We start from the raw sequence: 15,575 nt of genomic DNA, 5'->3' as shown, positions 1-15,575 counted from the left end.
CCACGGAATCCTGGGATGGTTGGCTTGCTTGGTTGACGTCGATCTGTGGCGCTACCGGCTGACGAGATCATGTCGAGTGATCCGGCCCATCTGAGGAGAACCGTGACCAACTCCACCGCGATCGATGACGCGGATTCCCCCGTCGTCCCGGAAAACACCGTCCGAGGGGACGGGGAGCGGGGCAGTGATTTCGCCCGCCTGTCGCGGCGGATCGCCCAGGCGGGACTGCTCGACCGGCGCTTCGGTTACTACGCCGTGCGGCTCGGCCTGGTCGCGGCGGCCTTCGTCGGCGGCTGGGTGGCCTTCTTCGCCCTCGGCGACTCGTGGTACCAGCTGCTGGTGGCGGTCTTCCTCGCGGTGGTGTTCGCCCAGATCGGTCTGGTCGCCCACGACCTGGCCCATCGCCAGGTCTTCCGCTCCCGCCGCTCCAGCGAGATCGCCGGGCTGGTCGCCGGAAACCTCGCCATCGGCATGAGTTACGGCTGGTGGATGGACAAGCACACCCGCCACCACGCCAATCCCAACCACGAGGACCACGACCCCGACGTCAATCCCGACTTCCTGGTCTGGTCGCGTGAGCAGGCCGCCGAGAGCAAGGGGCTGCCCAGGTTCCTGGGCCGCTGGCAGGCGTTCCTGTTCTTCCCGCTGCTCACGCTCGAGGGGTTCAACCTCCACGTGTCCAGCGTCCGGGCGCTGAGGCGCCCGACGATGAGGCACCGGGCCGTGGAGGCGTCGCTGCTGGCCGTGCACGCCGTCCTGTACGTGGGCGCGCTGTTCGCGGTGCTGTCGCCCGGCAAGGCCGTGGTCTTCCTCCTCGTACACCAGGCGATCTTCGGCGTCTACCTGGGCTGCACCTTCGCCCCCAACCACAAGGGCATGCCGATGCTCAGGGGCGAGGACAAGCTCGACTTCCTCCGGCGCCAGGTGCTGACCTCGCGCAACGTGCGCGGCGGTGTGGTCCTGGACGTCGTGCTCGGCGGGCTCAACTACCAGATCGAGCACCACCTCTTCCCGAGCATGCCGATGCCCAACCTGCGCCGCGCCCAGCCGATCGTCCGGGCGTACTGCGAGGAGCTGGGGGTTGACTACCTGGAGTCCGGGCTCGTCAGCTCGTACGCGCAGGCGTTGCGCCACCTGCACGACGTGGGCGCGCCGCTGCGGTCCGGAAGTCCCGCGGCCGGCTGATCCGCGAAGTCGTCTCCCGGCCGTCCCTCGCCGTGCCGAGGGGGCCGCGTGCCGGTGGTACGCCGGGGTCCGGTTCGAGGGCGCCGGGGCGGCAGCGGGGAGCACTGGGGCAGCACTGACAAGGGCGGGTCCGGGCGGCGGGCAGATGTTGCTGTTATCCGCCCGCCCGGCGATTGCCTAGGGTGCTTGGTGTGAAGCTCGCAGGCAGTGCCGTGCTCGGCATCGACAGAGATCGTGTGTGGTCAGCGCTCCAGAACCCGGCCGTGCTCGTACGCACGATCCCCGGGTGCGAGCGCCTGGAGGAGACGGGGCCGGACACCTACCGGATGACCGTCACCGCGGGAGTGGCCTCCATCAAGGGCGTCTACCAGGGGGAGGTCGCCCTGTCGGAGCCCGAGGCGCCGGAACGGTTCGTGCTCAGGGCACGCGGTCAGGGCGCCCCCGGCACCGTGGACGCCACCGTGGAGATCCGTCTCAGCGAGGTCGAGGGCGGCACCCGGATCGACTACGACGCCGAGGCCGTGATCGGCGGCATGATCGGCGGGGTCGGCCAGCGCATGCTGGGGTCGGTCGCGAGGAAGACGGCGGGGGAGTTCTTCTCCGCCGTGGAGAGCCACCTCGCCGCCGGGGAGACTCCCGTTCCGGTCTCCGTCCCGGTCTCCGTCCCGGTCTCCGTTCCGATCCCCGTGCCCGCCTCCTCCGGGCCCGCCTTCGCCCCTGTCTCCGCTGACGGCGTGCTCACCCCGGCCGCGCCAGGGGGCGGCGATCCGTCGCTCGCCGTTCTCGCCGCGCCGGGATCGCCGGTCGCGGCCGGCCAGGCCGGATCCGCGCACGTCTTCGAGCGCCCGGCCAAGCGGCCCGGACCCGGGGTCCCCGCCTGGTCGATGCTCGCCGCGTTCGGGATGGGCGCGGGCGTCGCGCTCGGCAGCGCGGTGATCGGCTGGCTGCTCGGCCGCACCGGCAGAAGGCGTTGACGCGCCGCTCCGTGGCGGGACGGCGCCCTCCGGTGAGCGGTGCCGGGAAGGGGCGGGGGACGGCGGGGAAGGGGCGGGAAGCGCTGACCGCGCTCCGTGGTGGGAAGTGGTGACCGTGCCCGCGCGTTCGGGGCGCTGATCACGCCTCGGTGAAGAACCGGCGGTGTTCGGGTCAAGCGGCCCGCGTGCTTGACCGGTGAAACGTATGCCTCCCGGCATTTTGGGATACGTCGGCCACGACGGGTGCCCGGGGGGACATGGAGCCGCTGCTGATCCTGCACGCCGTGGCGGCGGTACTCGCCCCGGCTCTGGTGCGCCGTTTCGGCCGGGACGCGTTCTTCGCGCTCGCCGTGCCGCCCGCCTGCGGGGTCGCCTACACGGTCCGGATCGCCCTGGACGGCGTCCCGGTCGAGTCGCACCACGGCTGGGCGCCCGCCCTCGGCCTGGGACTGTCCTTCCGCGCCGACGCGCCGGCCGTGCTCATGATGGCGCTGGTCACCGGTGTGGGCGCGCTGGTCGTGCTGTACTGCTCGCGCTACTTCGCCGCCACCGCCGAGGGGCTCGGCCGGTTCGCAGGGGTGCTCGTGGCCTTCGCCGGGGCGATGCTCGGCCTGGTGGTCGCCGACGACCTCCTGCTGCTGTACGTGTTCTGGGAGCTGACCACGCTCTTCTCCTACCTGCTGATCGGCCACGACCCCGCGAGCAGGACCGGCCGCAGGGCCGCGATGCAGGCGCTGACCGTCACCACGCTCGGCGGGCTGGCGATGCTGGGCGGCATGGTCGTGCTCGGCGAGGCCGCCGGGACGTACCGCATCTCGCGGATCGTCGCGGACCCGCCGTCCGGCGGCCTGGTCCCGGTGGCGGTGGCGCTGGTCCTGGTCGGCGCGCTGTCGAAGTCGGCGATCTTCCCGTTCAGCATGTGGCTGCCCGCCGCGATGGCCGCGCCGACGCCGGTCTCGGCCTACCTGCACGCCGCGGCGATGGTGAAGGCGGGTGTCTACCTGCTCGCCCGCCTGGGCCCGGCCTTCGGGGACCTCGCCGCGTGGCGCTGGACGGCCGTACCCCTCGGCCTGCTCACCATGCTGCTCGGCGCCTGGCGGGCACTGCGCGAGTACGACCTCAAGAAGCTGCTCGCCTACGGCACGGTGAGCCAGTTGGGGTTCCTCACCGTGCTGTTCGGCGCGGCCACCCGCGACACCGCGATCGCCGGGGCCGGGATGCTGCTCGCGCACGCGCTGTTCAAGGCGTCCCTCTTCCTGGTCGTCGGCGTCGTCGACCACGCCACCGGAACCCGCGACCTGCGCGAGCTGAGCGGCCTGCGGCGCTCGGCGCCGTGGTTGTTCGCGACCGCCGCCGGGGCCGCCGCCTCGATGGCGGGCATCCCGCCGTTCCTGGGGTTCGTCGGCAAGGAGGCCGCCTTCGAGTCGCTGCTGACCGGGCGGCCCGCCGACACGGTGGTCCTGGCGGGAGTCGTCCTCGGCTCCGCGCTCACCGCCGGGTACAGCGCGCGTTTCCTGTGGGGCGCCTTCGGTAGCGAACCCGGCCGGGAGCCGGTGCCGGTGCGCCGTACCGGCGCCGCGATGTTCCTGCCGCCCGCGCTGCTGTCGGCGCTCGGGCTCGCCGCCGCCCCGCTCGCCGGGCGCTACGGCGAGGCGATGGAGGGCTACACCGGCACCTTCCCCGGTCCCGGCCACGGCACCCACCTCGCGCTGTGGAGCGGCGCCCCGGTGCCGCTGCTGCTGTCGGCCGCCGCGCTGGCGGGAGGCGCGCTCCTCTTCCTGGTCAGGGAACCGCTGGTACGGGTGGGGACGGCGCTGCACGTGGTCGACTCCGGCCGGGTCTACTGGGCGCTGGTCCGCGGGCTGGGCCGCTTCTCCCTGCAGCTCACCGGCGTCGTCCAGCGTGGCTCGCTGCCCGACTACCTCATGATCGCGTTCGTGTCGCTGGCGGGGGTCGCGGCCTTCTCACTGCTGTACGGGCCCTCGCCCGGCCTCCGCCCGGACGTGGTGCTCTGGGAGCGCGTCGAGCAGCCCGTCATCGGAGTGCTCCTGATGGCCACGGCCGCCGTCGCGCTCAGGGTGCGCTCGCACATCGTGCTGGTGCTGGTGGCGGGCCTGACCGGGTACGGCACGGCGCTGCTGTTCCTCGTGCACGGCTCTCCCGACCTGGCCCTGACCCAGTTCCTCGTCGAGACGCTGAGCCTGGTCGTGTTCGTGCTGGTGCTGCGCAGGCTTCCCCTCGGTCCCCGGGAGGACCGGCCCCGGGTGCCGTTCGGCGCGCGACTCGTCCTCGGTGTCGTGAGCGGCGCGGTGGCGGCCGGAGCGGGGGGGCTCGCGATGAACGCGCGGCAGGCGACGCCGGTCGGCACGATGATGGCCCCGGCCGCGAGGGAGTCGGGAGCCACCAACGTCGTCAGCGCGATCCTGGTCGACATCAGGGCCTGGGACACCATGGGGGAGACCTCCGTGCTCGTCGTCCTCACCCTCGGCATGACCGGCCTGATCTTCCTGCGCAGCCGGTCGTACGCGCTGCGGGCCCCGCGGGACAGGAACGGCGACGACTCCCGGACGTACTGGCTCGCGGCCACCCTGCCCCCCGGGCAGCGGGCGGTCATCTTCGAGCTCGTGGCCCGGCTCACCTTCCACACGGTGATGGTGGTCTCGGTCTTCCTGCTGTTCACCGGGCACGGCGCGGTGGGCGGGGGGTTCGCCGGGGGCATGGTCGCCGGTCTCGCGCTGGTCATGCGCTATCTCGCCGGAGGCCGGTACGAGCTGGCCGCCGCCGCGCCGGTCACCGCCGGGGTGCTGATCGGCCTGGGGCTCCTGCTGTGCGCGGTCACCGCGTTCTGGGGGCTGCTGGCCGGTTCCGGGCCGCTGGACATGCTCGCCGCCGACCCGCACGTCCCGCTCGTCGGCGACCTGCACCTGTCGACCGTGCTGCTGTTCGACGTCGGGGTCTACGTCACGGTGATCGGCATGGTGCAGGACGCCCTGCGCGGCCTGGGCGCCGAGCTGGACCGGCGGATCGACGAGGGGGAGGACCGGTGACCGCCCCGCTGCTGCCCCTCCTGGTGGCCGGCACGCTCGTGGCCACCGGGGTCACGCTGCTGCTGGAGAGGAGCCTGGTCCGGCTGCTGGCCGGTGTCATCCTGCTCGGCAACGGGGTGAACCTGCTGATCCTCACCGCGAGCGGCCCGCCCGGAAGGCCGCCGATCCTGGGCACGGCCGCCCCGGAGCGGATGGCCGACCCGTTGCCGCAGGCCATGGTGCTCACCGCCATCGTCATCACGCTGGGCGTCACCGCCTTCCTGCTCGCCATGGTCCACCGTTCCTGGCAGCTCACCGGGGCCGACGAGGTGCAGGACGACACCGAGGACCGCTGGGTGCGGCTGCGGGCCAGGCGCGGCGAACTCGGCCAGGACGTGCTCGAACGCCGGGAGGCGTACCAGCGGCTGGTCAGGGAGCAGCGCGCCGAGCTCGCCCGACTGCGGGAGGCCCGCCACGAGCGGGAGCGCAGGGAGGCCGCGGAACTGGAGCAGCGGATCCTCGACGTCAACATCGACCTGGGCCGCTGGCTGCAGGAGCACAAGGACGAGGGACTGTCCGCCGAGCAGCTCGCCGAGCGGTTCGCCGAGGCGCGGCGCGCGGAGGAGGTCTCCAAGGAGAAGCGGCGGGAACGCGTACGGGAGATGCGCGCCGAGTTCGCCCGCAGGGAGCGGGAGCAGGTCGCGCGGGAGCGTGAGATCCGCAGGCGGCTGCACGCCCGCCGTCGCGACGCCCTCCGGCAGATGCGCGCCGCGATCCGCGCCGACCGGGTACGGCAGGCCAGGGCTCAGGACGACACCGACCTGGAGGGGGAGGACTGATGCGGGATCGCGTCCCGCGCGGTGCGGGAGGGAGGTCCGTGAGGGGCGGGGAGTCTCTGAGGGGCGGGGAGTCTCTGAGGGGCGGAGAGTCTCTGGGGGGCCGGTGGAGGGGGTGCCGGTGGAGGCGCTGATCCCGGTGCCCGTGGTGCTGCCGCTGCTGGCCGCCGGGCTCAAGCTGGCCATCGGCCGGAAGCTGGTGCGGCTCCAGGCGCTCATCAGCGTGGGCACGCTCGCGGTGGTACTGCTCGTGTCGCTGCTCCTGCTGCCGGCCGCCGACCGGGAGGGGCCGCTGGTGGCCCACGCCGGAGGCTGGGGCGCGCCGATCGGCATCGCGCTCGTCGCCGACAGGCTCTCCACGCTGATGCTGGCGGTCTCCTCCGCGGTGACGCTCTGCGTGATGGTCTACTCGCTGGCCCAGTCACGCGCCGACCAGGAGCACAGGGCGCCGCTGTCGATCTTCCATCCGGCTTATCTGATCATGGTCGCCGGGGTGTCGGACGCCTTCCTCTCCGGCGACCTGTTCAACCTCTTCGTCGGGTTCGAGATGCTGCTCGGCGGCTCGTACGTGCTGCTGACCTTCGGCGGGACCGAGGCCCGCATCCGGGCGGGGGCCACCTACACGGTGGTGGGGCTGGCGTCGTCGCTGCTGTTCCTCGTCGCGATCGCGGTCGCCTACGCCGCGACCGGCACCGTGTCGATGGCGCAGCTGGCCGAGCGGTTCTCGGTGCTGCCCCAGCACATCAGGCTGCTGGTCGAGCTGACGCTGCTGCTGGTCTTCGTGGTCAAGGCCGCGATCTTCCCGATGTCGGCGTGGCTGCCCGACTCGTACCCGACCGCGCCCGCCCCCGCGACGGCGCTCTTCGCGGGGCTGCTCACCAAGGTCGGCATCTACTCGATCATCAGGCTGGAGGCGCTGCTGTTCCCCGGCGGCCCGGTGAGCGGCCTGCTGATGTGGGCGGCTCTGCTGACCATGCTGATCGGGGTGTTCGGGGCGGTGGCGCAGACCGACATCAAGCGCATGCTCTCCTTCACCCTGGTCAGCCACATCGGCTACATGGTGTTCGGGGTCGCGTTGTTCAGCGTCGTCGGCATGGCGGGCGCCATCTTCTACGTCGCCCACCACATCACCGTGCAGACGAGCCTGTTCCTGGTGACCGGCATGATCGAGCGTCGTACCGGCACCACCTCCCTGAACCGGCTGGGCGGCCTCGCGGGGGCGGCTCCCGCGATCGCGGTGCTCTTCTTCGTGCCCGCGATGAACCTGGCGGGGATACCGCCGATGTCCGGCTTCCTGGGCAAGCTCGGGCTGATCCAGGCGGGGGTCGCGGACGGCCGTCCGATCGCCCTCACCCTGGTCGCGGGAGGGCTGCTGACCAGCCTGCTCACCCTGTACGCGGTGGCCACGACCTGGAGCAGGGCCTTCTGGGGGGCGCCGGTCCCGCCCTCCCCGGAAACGACCACGAAGGAGGGAAGCGTGCGGGAGAACGGGGAAGGCGAGAGCGGCGCCCGGGAGGAGCCCGGCGCGGCCGGTGCGGGCGGGGCGGGGGGCACCGGAGGGATCACCGGCGAGGCCGTCGTCACCGCCGTCACCATGCCGGCGCCGATGCTCGCCGCCACGGCGGCGCTGGTGGTGCTCGCCCTGTCGTACACCGTGCTGGCCGGGCCGCTGTCCGCCCTGGCCGAACGGGCCGCGGGCGAGCTGCTGGCCCGCGAGCCGTACGTCTCCGCGGTGCTCGGCGGTGGGCGGTGAGGGGGCCGGGCCCGGTGATCCCGGTGCCCCGGGTGCTGGGCAGGTCCGTACCCCTGCCGCTGGTGGCCTGGCTGACGGTGGTCTGGCTGCTGCTCTGGGGAGACCTCGGCGTGGGCAACGTGCTCGGCGGCCTGCTGGCCGGGCTGGCCGTCGTGTGGCTGCTGCCGCTGCCGGTCCAGGATTCCGGCATCCGGCTGCACCCCGTCGGGATCCTCCTGTTCGTCGTCCGCTTCGCGGGGGACCTGATGGTCTCCAGCTTCCGGGTCGCCTTCTGGGCGCTGCGCCCGGGGGCGCCGCCCCCGGTCCGGATCGTCGAGGTCGGGCTGCGCTCCTCGTCGGAGACGGTGGCCGTGCTGATGACGGTGGCGTTGTCGGCGCTGCCGGGCAGCCTGGTGCTGGAGGCGAACGTCCGGCAAAGGCTGCTCGTGCTCCACGTGCTCGGCGTCCCGGGCGACGCGCAGACCGTCACCCGGGTCACCCGCGAGGACGTGACGCGGCTGGAGAACCGCATCGTGGCGGCCTTCGGCACCCGCGCCGACCGGGAGGAACTGCGATGACGACGACGTACCTGACCGTTCTGGTGCTGCTCGCCGCCGCCGCGGCGATGACGCTCTACCGCCTGGTTCGCGGCCCCACGATGCTGGACCGGGCCGTCGCCCTGGACGTGCTCACCGCCGTCGTCATGTGCGCGGTCGGGGCGGAGGCGGCGACGTACCGGGAGTATTCGGCGCTGCCCGTGTTGCTGGTGCTGTCCCTGCTGGGGTTCGTCGGCTCGGTCTCGCTGGTGAGGTTCTTCGCGGGACGTGCCCGTTGACCGCGCTGGATGTGGCCGCCGGAGCGTGCCTGTTGCTGGGGGCGGTGCTGGCGTTCGCGGCGGGGGTGGGGCTGGTCAGGTTTCCCGGCACCCTGTCCCGCATGCACGCGGCGACCAAACCCCAGGTGCTCGGCCTCCACCTCGTCCTGCTCGCCATGTGGTTGCGCCACCCCCACTGGGCGGTCGCCGGGACCCTGCTGCTCATCGCCGTCTACCAGGTGGTGACGGCGGCGGTGGCCGCCTACATGGTGGGAAGGGCGGAGCATCTCGCCGGGTCGCCGCGGGACGACGGCACGGCCGTACCGCCCGGTGACGCTCGCGCCTAAGGATCTCCCGGCGTACGGTGTCGGTATGCGTGATGCACGTGCGGAGGATGCAAGGACCGAGGCCAGACGACTGATCCACGATCTGCTGGGCGAGGAGCGCCCGGATGCCGCCCTGCTGCTGAGCGAGGCGGAGGCGGCGCTGGGCGCCGACCGCGTCGCGCGTTCCGTCGAGCTCGCACGCGGCGCCCCCCTCACCCGCAGGTCCACCGAACTCGCCGCGCTGGCCGGTCTGCTGGTCGGCACCCGCGAGCTCGGGGGCGAGTGGTGGCGGCGGGAGCGCGGCGGCAAGCTGCCCGCGCCCGACGAGGTGCTCCAGACCGCCACGGCGATCGATCCGTGGACCGACCTGACCGTCCTGGAGATGCTCGCCGCCTGGATCGCCGACGACGCGGCCGACGAGACCTGGGGCCGTCCGGCCGCGGTCACCGACCTCAACTCCTGGCAGGCCGAGGACCGGGTCGAGCTGCCCAAGGACGCGCACCCCGGCCAGCGGATCGTGGTCTCCTTCGACGCGGGCGGCCGCCTCGACGCGGTGGTCCTGCGCCGCTCCGACGACGAGCTCGGCTCCAACCTCGACTTCGACTCCCTCCGCTACTCCCGCCCCGCCGAGGCCCAGTGGAGCTGGGGCGTCGCCGCCGGGCTCGGCCCCCACCGGCTGGACGAGCACCCCGACCCGTACGAGCGGCCGGTCGACGCCATGGCCGCCGCGACCCTGCACGCCTGGGCGTTGAGCAACGGCGCCTCCGCCGAGCAGGCCGGTGAGGTGTGGCGCGTCAAGGGCGACGTCGTCGCCGCCATCGAACGGATCGACTGGATGTGGCGCAGCGGCGAGTGGTTCGCCTGGTGGCGCGGGGTGTCCGCCCTGATCGACGGCGAGCCAGATCAGCTGGCCGCCCGCCTCGAGGAGATCGCCTCCGCTCCCTAGCGGACCTGCGAGCGCGGGCCTGCGAGTGCGGGCGTCAGGCGAAGGTGTGCGGTGTCAGATAGTCCGGGATCACGACCTTTGTCCTGGGGCTGACCTTGCGCACCGCCGCGACGAACTCCGCGAGGCTCTTCCTCGACTTCTCGTCGGTCTGCGGCGGGTTCCGCAGCGCCACCTCGAAGTTGTCCCAGTGCACCGGTACGACCACGCGGGGCATGTCCAGGGCCCGCAGGAGGCGCGGCACGTAGTCGTACGTGGACGACGAGGAGGTGGTGGGGATCATCGCGACGTCCGGGGCGAGATCGGTGAGGTTGCGCTCGACGAAGTCACTGCCGCCCATGAAGAAAACCGACGGGCCGCCCTTGACGGTCACCTGGAACGCCAGGGTGTCGCCCTCGGGCAGGTCGGAGATGGTCTCCGGTTTGCGTTCCGGCCTGGTCAGCCGGACGCCGGGGAAGGCCATGGAGTAGTCGGCGTTGCGGCTGTGCAGCGACGCCACCACCTCGACGACGTAGTCGCCGAAGTCCAGGACCTCCCCGCCCTTCACCGGGCTGAGCAGGCCGCTCTTCACGTCGAACGCCAGCGCCAGGTTGCACGTGGTGGCGGTGCCGACGACCCGTGCCCCGGTCGACGTCGCGATGTGCGGGACGTCGTTGAAGTGGTCCCAGTGCGAGTGCGTCACGAGCACCACCTTCGGCGTGCCCGCGTGCCTGCCGACCGCCTCGGTGTCGACCGTGAGCCGTGTCGCGGGCTTGAACGCGCCCGCCGCCAGGCCGGCGTCGAACCGTGTCACGTACGGGTCGACGAGGAACGTCGACGACCCCACGTCCACGCGCCAGCCCGACGTACCGAGCCAGCGGAACGTCGCGGCGGTCCTCTTCCCGCCCGGACGCGCCGTCGCGGCCCTGGTGGGGGACGGGGACAGGAGGTCTCCGGCCGCCGGTGCCAGCGCGGCCCCCGCCAGCGCCGCCCCCGCCGTCGCGGTGCGCAGGAAACCTCTTCGATCGAATCGGGACATGTCTCCCCCTTGGTACGGATGAACGCGCGGCCGTCACCGGTTGTCCGGGTGACGACCGCCGGCCGTGTGCGGCCCGCTGAGGACCCAACCACCACCGGACCGTCCACGTCCAAGATCCGCGACCCTCGCCTCCCATAGGCGAACGCGTATCAGAGCAGGTGGGACGAGGGATCACCCGGTCCGCGAGGAGGCGGAACCCGTCCGGTGCGCGGGGAGGGCATGACTCATCCGGCCGGCCGCGCGCCGACGGCCGAGCCCTCGTCCCACCTGGTCGTGATCCAGGGGCGAGAGGCGGAACTCACCCGGTGCGCGGGGAGGCGTGACTCATCCGTTCCGTAGCGCGTCGACGGCGGTCCGCGCGGCCTGGCCGATCGCCAGGTCGACGTCGACGCGCCGGGTGGGCAGCTGCCCGGTCCGGGCGAAGACCGCCACCGCGTAGCTCTCGCCGGAGGGATACCCGACGACCCCGGCCTCCATGTGCAGGCCGGGCAGCGTCCCCGTCTTGGCGGCCACCCGCGTCCCCGGCGGGAAGCCCGAGGCGATCCGCGTCCAGAAGATCTGCCGTGTCATGTAGTCGCGGACGGCCGCGCACGCCTCCGGCGGCCCGGCCTCGTCCCGCCAGATCAGCCCGAGCATCCGGGTCATGTCACGCGCCGTGCTGGAGGTCGTGTGATCGGGATCGAGGACCCTCAGTGCCCGTACCCGCTCGGGAGACAGTGCCGGGAAGATCCGCGCGAACTCGGCCTCGTCCCGCGCCCCCACGTCCGCGAGCATCGACTCCAGCACCTGCCTGGGCCCGCCGACCACGCGCGTGCGCGCCAGTCCCAGCTCCGCCGCCAGCATCCGCACGGTGTCCAGTCCGACCCTCCGCATCAGCAGGTCGGCGGCGGTGTTGTCGCTGACCTGCATGGCGAAGTGGGCGAGGTCGCGCAGCGACATCTCCACGTCGTCCGCGCATCCGGCGGTCCCCCACCCGCCGAGCCTGTCCCGCGCCGTCACGAGAACGCGCTCGGCCGGGTCGAGCTGGCCGGCCGCCGCCTGGCGGGCGAACTCCAGGACCAGGAGCACCTTGAAGATCGAGGCGATCACGACCTGCTCGTCGGCGCGCACGGCGATCTCGCGGCCCCCGGTGACGTCCAGCGCGTGCAGGTGCCCCTCCACCCCGGCGACCGTGAAGATTCCCGCTATCCGTTCCTCTGCCGACATGCCCGCAACGCTATCCAGGCCCGCCCCCCGATCGTGACGCGCGGCGGGTCTGCGGGCCTGTGTGTGCCGCGGGCCTGCGGGGCTGTGCCGTGCCCCGGGGTTGTGACGTGCCGCGGGGCCGCGGGCGATCGCCTATCGTGACGCCGTGGACCTTTCCCGGCATCTGCGGCATTTCATCGTCGTCGCCGAAGAACTGCACTTCGGCCGCGCCGCCGAGGTGCTGGGCATCGCGCAGCCGCCGCTCAGCCAGTCGATCCAGCGGCTGGAGCGCGAGCTCGGGGCCGAGCTGTTCGACCGCTCACGCCGTCAGATCGAGCTCACGATGGCGGGCAGGCTCCTCGTCGGGGAGGCCAGGCGTTTCCTCGCCGGTGAGGAGCGCCTGCGGGCGACGATGCGCCAGGCGGGCGACGGTGAGCTGGGAACCCTCCGGGTCGGGGTACCCCCGGAGATCCCGGCCGTGACGCTGCACGCCCTGCTGCGGCATGTCACCGAGGAGACCCCGGGGCTGCGGCTGGAGCTCCACGAGCTGACCACTCCGGAACAGCTGCGCCGCCTGACCTCCGCCCAGCTCGACGCGGGCCTCGTGCACCACCCCGTCGGCGTTCCCGGCCTGCGGTCCGGGCCGGTCGTGGAGATCCCGCTGGGCGTGGTGCTGCCACGCACCTCCCCCCTGGTGCTGACCCGGCCGGGGGCGCGGCCGGGGTCACGGTCGTGGGAGATCGCGCTGGCCGACCTCGCCGGGCACGATCTCGTCGTCTTCCCGCGCGAGACCTCCCCGGCCTGGTACGACCGCATGCTCGACGCCTGCCGCGCGGGGGGTTTCTCGCCCGTACGCCTCCAGCACGCCCGCAACCCGGAGTTCCTGCTCGGACTCGTGTTGGCGGGGCACGGGGTGGCGTTCGAGCAGGAGGCGATAGCCCGCAGGGAGCCTCGGCTGGCCTGGCGTCCCCTGGCCGGAGCTCCTCTCCGGCGAGGGATCTGCGTCGCCTGGCCGGAGCGGCCGGCCCACCCCGCGGCCGCCAGGTTCGCCGCCCTGGCGGCCGGGGTCCTCGCCCGGGACGTCACCGCCGGGACCTCGCAGGCGGCGCCCGGGACGTCCCCGTCGCCCACGCCCCGCCCCTGGTCCGTCGTCTACGCCCCGTAGTCCCCTGGTTCGTGGCCCATGTCTCCCGGGGCGTCTGGGACTCCTCGGCATCCCCCGCCTTTACCTGGCGAAGGGAGAACCAGCACCGCAAAGAATGCTCTACCAGGACAAGACCATGGCTCTATCGACGTTCAACACACACGGGTGTAAACACAGATGAATCCACATTAAGTGGCGATAAATCAACACCGTGTTCGTTTCGGGGAGCGTGGCAGAAGATTTTGCGTCACGCGCAGGTCATCGAACGGGTGAATGCAGGTACCGGCAGCGGGTTTCCGGTTACCACCGGAACCGTCCGCCGTGAATCGTCCGCCGTGAACCGGCCGCGCTGAGCTGTACGCGGGCGCGGGCGAAGGACCGGCAGGGGAGGGAAGCGAGACGGCTCCCTCGCGTTCGGAAGGGGAACCGGTCTCGTCGCCGACGGGCCGGAGGCGAACCGGTGAGGACGATCGCCCGCTCGGGGGTTCCGTGAGCGTCTCTCCGTAGCCAATCAAGATCGGAGTAGGACCGTGTGCCAGCACATGCCCGCCTGTCCGTCCGCGGATGCCTTTGATCATGAGGCGGCTCGTCTCGTGGTCTCCCATCCCGAGCAGGGATGGGGGCTGCTCTGCAACGGTGTGGTGGTCTTCGAGGACACCGGGGAACTCCTGCCCGACGGGCGTTGCGTTCCCGCCCATCGCGCTCCCTGCGGGAGGGCGGCATGAGACCGTTCGCCCTCGCCTTCCGCGCGGTCGCCGTTTCGCTTCCTCGTCCCGGTACCAGGAGGGCGTCCTGGCAGCTCGTGCCCAGCGCGGTCTCGGTGCCCAGAGCCCGGCGGCTGGTGTGCGGGCAGCTGGCCGAGTGGGAGATCGACGAGCAGGACGAGATCGCCCGGCTGCTCGTGAGCGAGCTCGTCACCAACGCGTTGTGCCACGCGTGGGGGCCGATCCGGCTCGCCGTCTCCTGTGAGCGGGGAACGCTGCGCTGCGAGGTGTACGACGCCAATCCCGTCCTGCCCCGCGTGCGCGACATCCGCCAGGACGACGAGGGAGGGCGCGGACTGTACCTGCTCGACCTGCTTTCCGACCTCTGGGGCAGCGAACGCACGCCCATGGGGAAGGTCAGCTGGTTCGAGCTGGCGGTGCACACACATCTCGACGGCACCGTGGCCTGAGGGGGCCGAGGGGGGAGCCTCACCGCGACCCGGCTCACCCGGCCACGACATGACTGACAGGACGGCCTCTCCTCAGCGAGGACAGAGAGGATACGGGGGACGTAGACGACATGGACCATCCGCGCCGCCCGAACGGCGGCACACCACAGGAATCGGCAGGCCAGGCCCGTACGCGCACACGACAGGAGTCCCGGAGCATGCGTCGGATACGAATCCGCAAGCGCTCGCGACATCCCGCCCGGGACGTGCTGGACCTGCGGAGCCCGTCCGGAAGACCGCTGCCGTACTGACCTCTGACCGACCTCGGGCCGACCTCGGACGCCGGGTGCGGACATCGCGCCGGTCACCGCGTGCACCGCCGGTCGGGTGGCTCGCGTCAGGGCGCCACGTGTCCGTCTCCACGCCCACGGACCGCGGGGCGAGCCCGTGGAATCAGCGGGTCCCCGTGCCGGTTGCAACGTGGTGTGAAGGTTGAAATCTACTCAGACGTTGTCTGCCCGTGGTGCTACATCGGCCACACCCGCTTCGCCCGCGCCGTGGAGCGCTACCGGGCCAAGGGTGGTGAGGTGGAGGTCGAGTTCAGGCCGTTCCAGCTCGCGCCGGACACGAAGTCCAACGGCGAGCTCACGCTCACATGGGCCGCGGCGAGGTTCGGCGGGGCCGAGCAGGCCGCCCAGATGTTCGGGAGGGTGACCGGGGTCGCCGCCGAGGACGGGCTCACGCTGGACTTCGATCACTCGATCCAGGCCAACACCTTCGACGCGCACCGCCTCATCCGGCTCGCCGGAGAGCAGGGCAAGGGGGAGGAGGCGCTCTACGCCCTCTTCCGCGCCCACTTCACCGACGGCCTCGACGTCGGCTCCCGCGAGGTCCTCGCCGGACTCGCCCGCGACCTCGGCGTACAGGCCGACCTGGACGGGGAGGACGGCGTGGCGGCGGTGAGGGAGGAGCTGGCCCAGGCCCGCGCCATCGGTGTCAGCTCGGTGCCGCTCTTCCTTTTCGAGGGCCAGTTCGCCGTCTCCGGCGCCCAGCCCGAGGACACCCTGCTCGCCGCCCTCGAAGAGGTCGCCGAGCGCACCGGCCGGTCTCCGGCGGCCAGGGCCGTCAAGGCCGCCACGAACGGCGGCGACGCCTGCGACGACGAGGGCTACTGCGCGGTCTGAAATCACCCGGGCGGGGTCTCCCCGCCCGGCTGTTCCCCTGTCCGGTTGTTTTCCG

General features: G+C 72.4%; 15 protein-coding genes. 13 read left to right on the top strand and 2 right to left on the bottom strand.

Features of this window, described 5'->3' with window-relative positions:
• The first annotated feature begins 102 nt into the window (after positions 1-102).
• From ACFFRH_RS40940 to ACFFRH_RS40900, 9 genes are all read left to right on the top strand, one after another.
• Complete coding sequence (locus ACFFRH_RS40940) at positions 103-1,185, top strand: fatty acid desaturase family protein (RefSeq protein WP_386163257.1); 1,083 nt, start codon at positions 103-105, stop codon at positions 1,183-1,185.
• A 191-nt stretch (positions 1,186-1,376) separates the two neighbouring features.
• Positions 1,377-2,159: an SRPBCC family protein gene (locus tag ACFFRH_RS40935; RefSeq protein WP_386163254.1), complete on the top strand. Its 783-nt coding sequence runs from the start codon at positions 1,377-1,379 to the stop codon at positions 2,157-2,159.
• 257 nt (positions 2,160-2,416) lie between these two features.
• A complete protein-coding gene (locus ACFFRH_RS40930; RefSeq protein WP_386163251.1) occupies positions 2,417-5,206 on the top strand; it encodes a Na+/H+ antiporter subunit A in 2,790 nt (929 codons plus the stop codon).
• Positions 5,203-6,024, top strand: coding sequence for a Na(+)/H(+) antiporter subunit C (locus tag ACFFRH_RS40925; RefSeq protein WP_344747807.1), 822 nt, complete (start codon positions 5,203-5,205; stop codon positions 6,022-6,024). Before ACFFRH_RS40930 ends, ACFFRH_RS40925 begins: the two co-directional genes overlap by 4 nt.
• 118 nt (positions 6,025-6,142) lie before the next feature.
• Complete coding sequence (locus tag ACFFRH_RS40920) at positions 6,143-7,774, top strand: Na+/H+ antiporter subunit D (protein WP_344747794.1); 1,632 nt, start codon at positions 6,143-6,145, stop codon at positions 7,772-7,774.
• A 14-nt stretch (positions 7,775-7,788) separates the two neighbouring features.
• Positions 7,789-8,331 (top strand): Na+/H+ antiporter subunit E, encoded by a 543-nt coding sequence (locus tag ACFFRH_RS40915; RefSeq protein ID WP_344747793.1) that lies wholly within the window; start codon positions 7,789-7,791, stop codon positions 8,329-8,331.
• On the top strand, positions 8,328-8,588 hold the full coding sequence (locus tag ACFFRH_RS40910) for an MrpF/PhaF family protein (RefSeq protein ID WP_344747792.1): 261 nt from the start codon (positions 8,328-8,330) through the stop codon (positions 8,586-8,588). The genes ACFFRH_RS40915 and ACFFRH_RS40910 overlap by 4 nt, the downstream gene beginning before the upstream one ends.
• The gene (mnhG, locus tag ACFFRH_RS40905; RefSeq protein ID WP_344747791.1) at positions 8,585-8,914 is read left to right on the top strand and encodes a monovalent cation/H(+) antiporter subunit G; all 330 of its coding nucleotides are present in this window, start codon (positions 8,585-8,587) and stop codon (positions 8,912-8,914) included. Before ACFFRH_RS40910 ends, mnhG begins: the two co-directional genes overlap by 4 nt.
• 25 nt (positions 8,915-8,939) lie before the next feature.
• Complete coding sequence (locus tag ACFFRH_RS40900) at positions 8,940-9,839, top strand: hypothetical protein (RefSeq protein ID WP_344747789.1); 900 nt, start codon at positions 8,940-8,942, stop codon at positions 9,837-9,839.
• 34 nt (positions 9,840-9,873) lie between these two features.
• Here the strand turns inward: ACFFRH_RS40900 and ACFFRH_RS40895 are convergent, their stop codons facing one another.
• Both ACFFRH_RS40895 and ACFFRH_RS40890 read right to left on the bottom strand, forming a co-directional pair.
• On the bottom strand, positions 9,874-10,854 hold the full coding sequence (locus ACFFRH_RS40895; RefSeq protein ID WP_386163244.1) for an MBL fold metallo-hydrolase: 981 nt from the start codon (positions 10,852-10,854) through the stop codon (positions 9,874-9,876).
• 324 nt (positions 10,855-11,178) lie between these two features.
• Positions 11,179-12,060, bottom strand: coding sequence for a serine hydrolase (locus ACFFRH_RS40890; protein ID WP_386163241.1), 882 nt, complete (start codon positions 12,058-12,060; stop codon positions 11,179-11,181).
• Positions 12,061-12,205: 145 nt separating this feature from the next.
• On the opposite strand from ACFFRH_RS40890, the gene ACFFRH_RS40885 reads away from it, so the two are divergent.
• The 4 genes from ACFFRH_RS40885 (at position 12,206) to ACFFRH_RS40870 (ending at position 15,520) form a co-directional block, all read left to right on the top strand.
• Positions 12,206-13,204 carry a LysR family transcriptional regulator gene (locus ACFFRH_RS40885; RefSeq protein WP_386163238.1) on the top strand — a complete coding sequence of 333 codons (999 nt, stop codon included), beginning with the start codon at positions 12,206-12,208 and terminating at the stop codon, positions 13,202-13,204.
• Positions 13,205-13,713: 509 nt separating this feature from the next.
• Positions 13,714-13,908 (top strand): DUF5999 family protein, encoded by a 195-nt coding sequence (locus ACFFRH_RS40880; RefSeq protein WP_386163235.1) that lies wholly within the window; start codon positions 13,714-13,716, stop codon positions 13,906-13,908.
• Complete coding sequence (locus tag ACFFRH_RS40875) at positions 13,905-14,357, top strand: ATP-binding protein (protein ID WP_386163232.1); 453 nt, start codon at positions 13,905-13,907, stop codon at positions 14,355-14,357. The genes ACFFRH_RS40880 and ACFFRH_RS40875 overlap by 4 nt, the downstream gene beginning before the upstream one ends.
• Before the next feature lie 464 nt (positions 14,358-14,821).
• Positions 14,822-15,520 (top strand): DsbA family oxidoreductase, encoded by a 699-nt coding sequence (locus tag ACFFRH_RS40870; protein WP_386163229.1) that lies wholly within the window; start codon positions 14,822-14,824, stop codon positions 15,518-15,520.
• Positions 15,521-15,575 lie beyond the last annotated feature (55 nt).

Source organism: Streptosporangium vulgare (assembly GCF_042428775.1).
Classification (GTDB): domain Bacteria; phylum Actinomycetota; class Actinomycetes; order Streptosporangiales; family Streptosporangiaceae; genus Streptosporangium; species Streptosporangium vulgare.
This window is presented reverse-complemented; position numbering and strand designations above follow the sequence as displayed.

Coding starts and splice junctions, on each gene's coding strand:
- ACFFRH_RS40890 (WP_386163241.1), bottom strand. CDS start 12,060: ATGTCGGCAGAGGAACGGATAGCGGGAATCTTCACGGTCGCCGGGGTG.
- ACFFRH_RS40875 (WP_386163232.1), top strand. CDS start 13,905: ATGAGACCGTTCGCCCTCGCCTTCCGCGCGGTCGCCGTTTCGCTTCCT.
- ACFFRH_RS40910 (WP_344747792.1), top strand. CDS start 8,328: ATGACGACGACGTACCTGACCGTTCTGGTGCTGCTCGCCGCCGCCGCG.
- ACFFRH_RS40900 (WP_344747789.1), top strand. CDS start 8,940: ATGCGTGATGCACGTGCGGAGGATGCAAGGACCGAGGCCAGACGACTG.
- ACFFRH_RS40895 (WP_386163244.1), bottom strand. CDS start 10,854: ATGTCCCGATTCGATCGAAGAGGTTTCCTGCGCACCGCGACGGCGGGG.
- ACFFRH_RS40930 (WP_386163251.1), top strand. CDS start 2,417: ATGGAGCCGCTGCTGATCCTGCACGCCGTGGCGGCGGTACTCGCCCCG.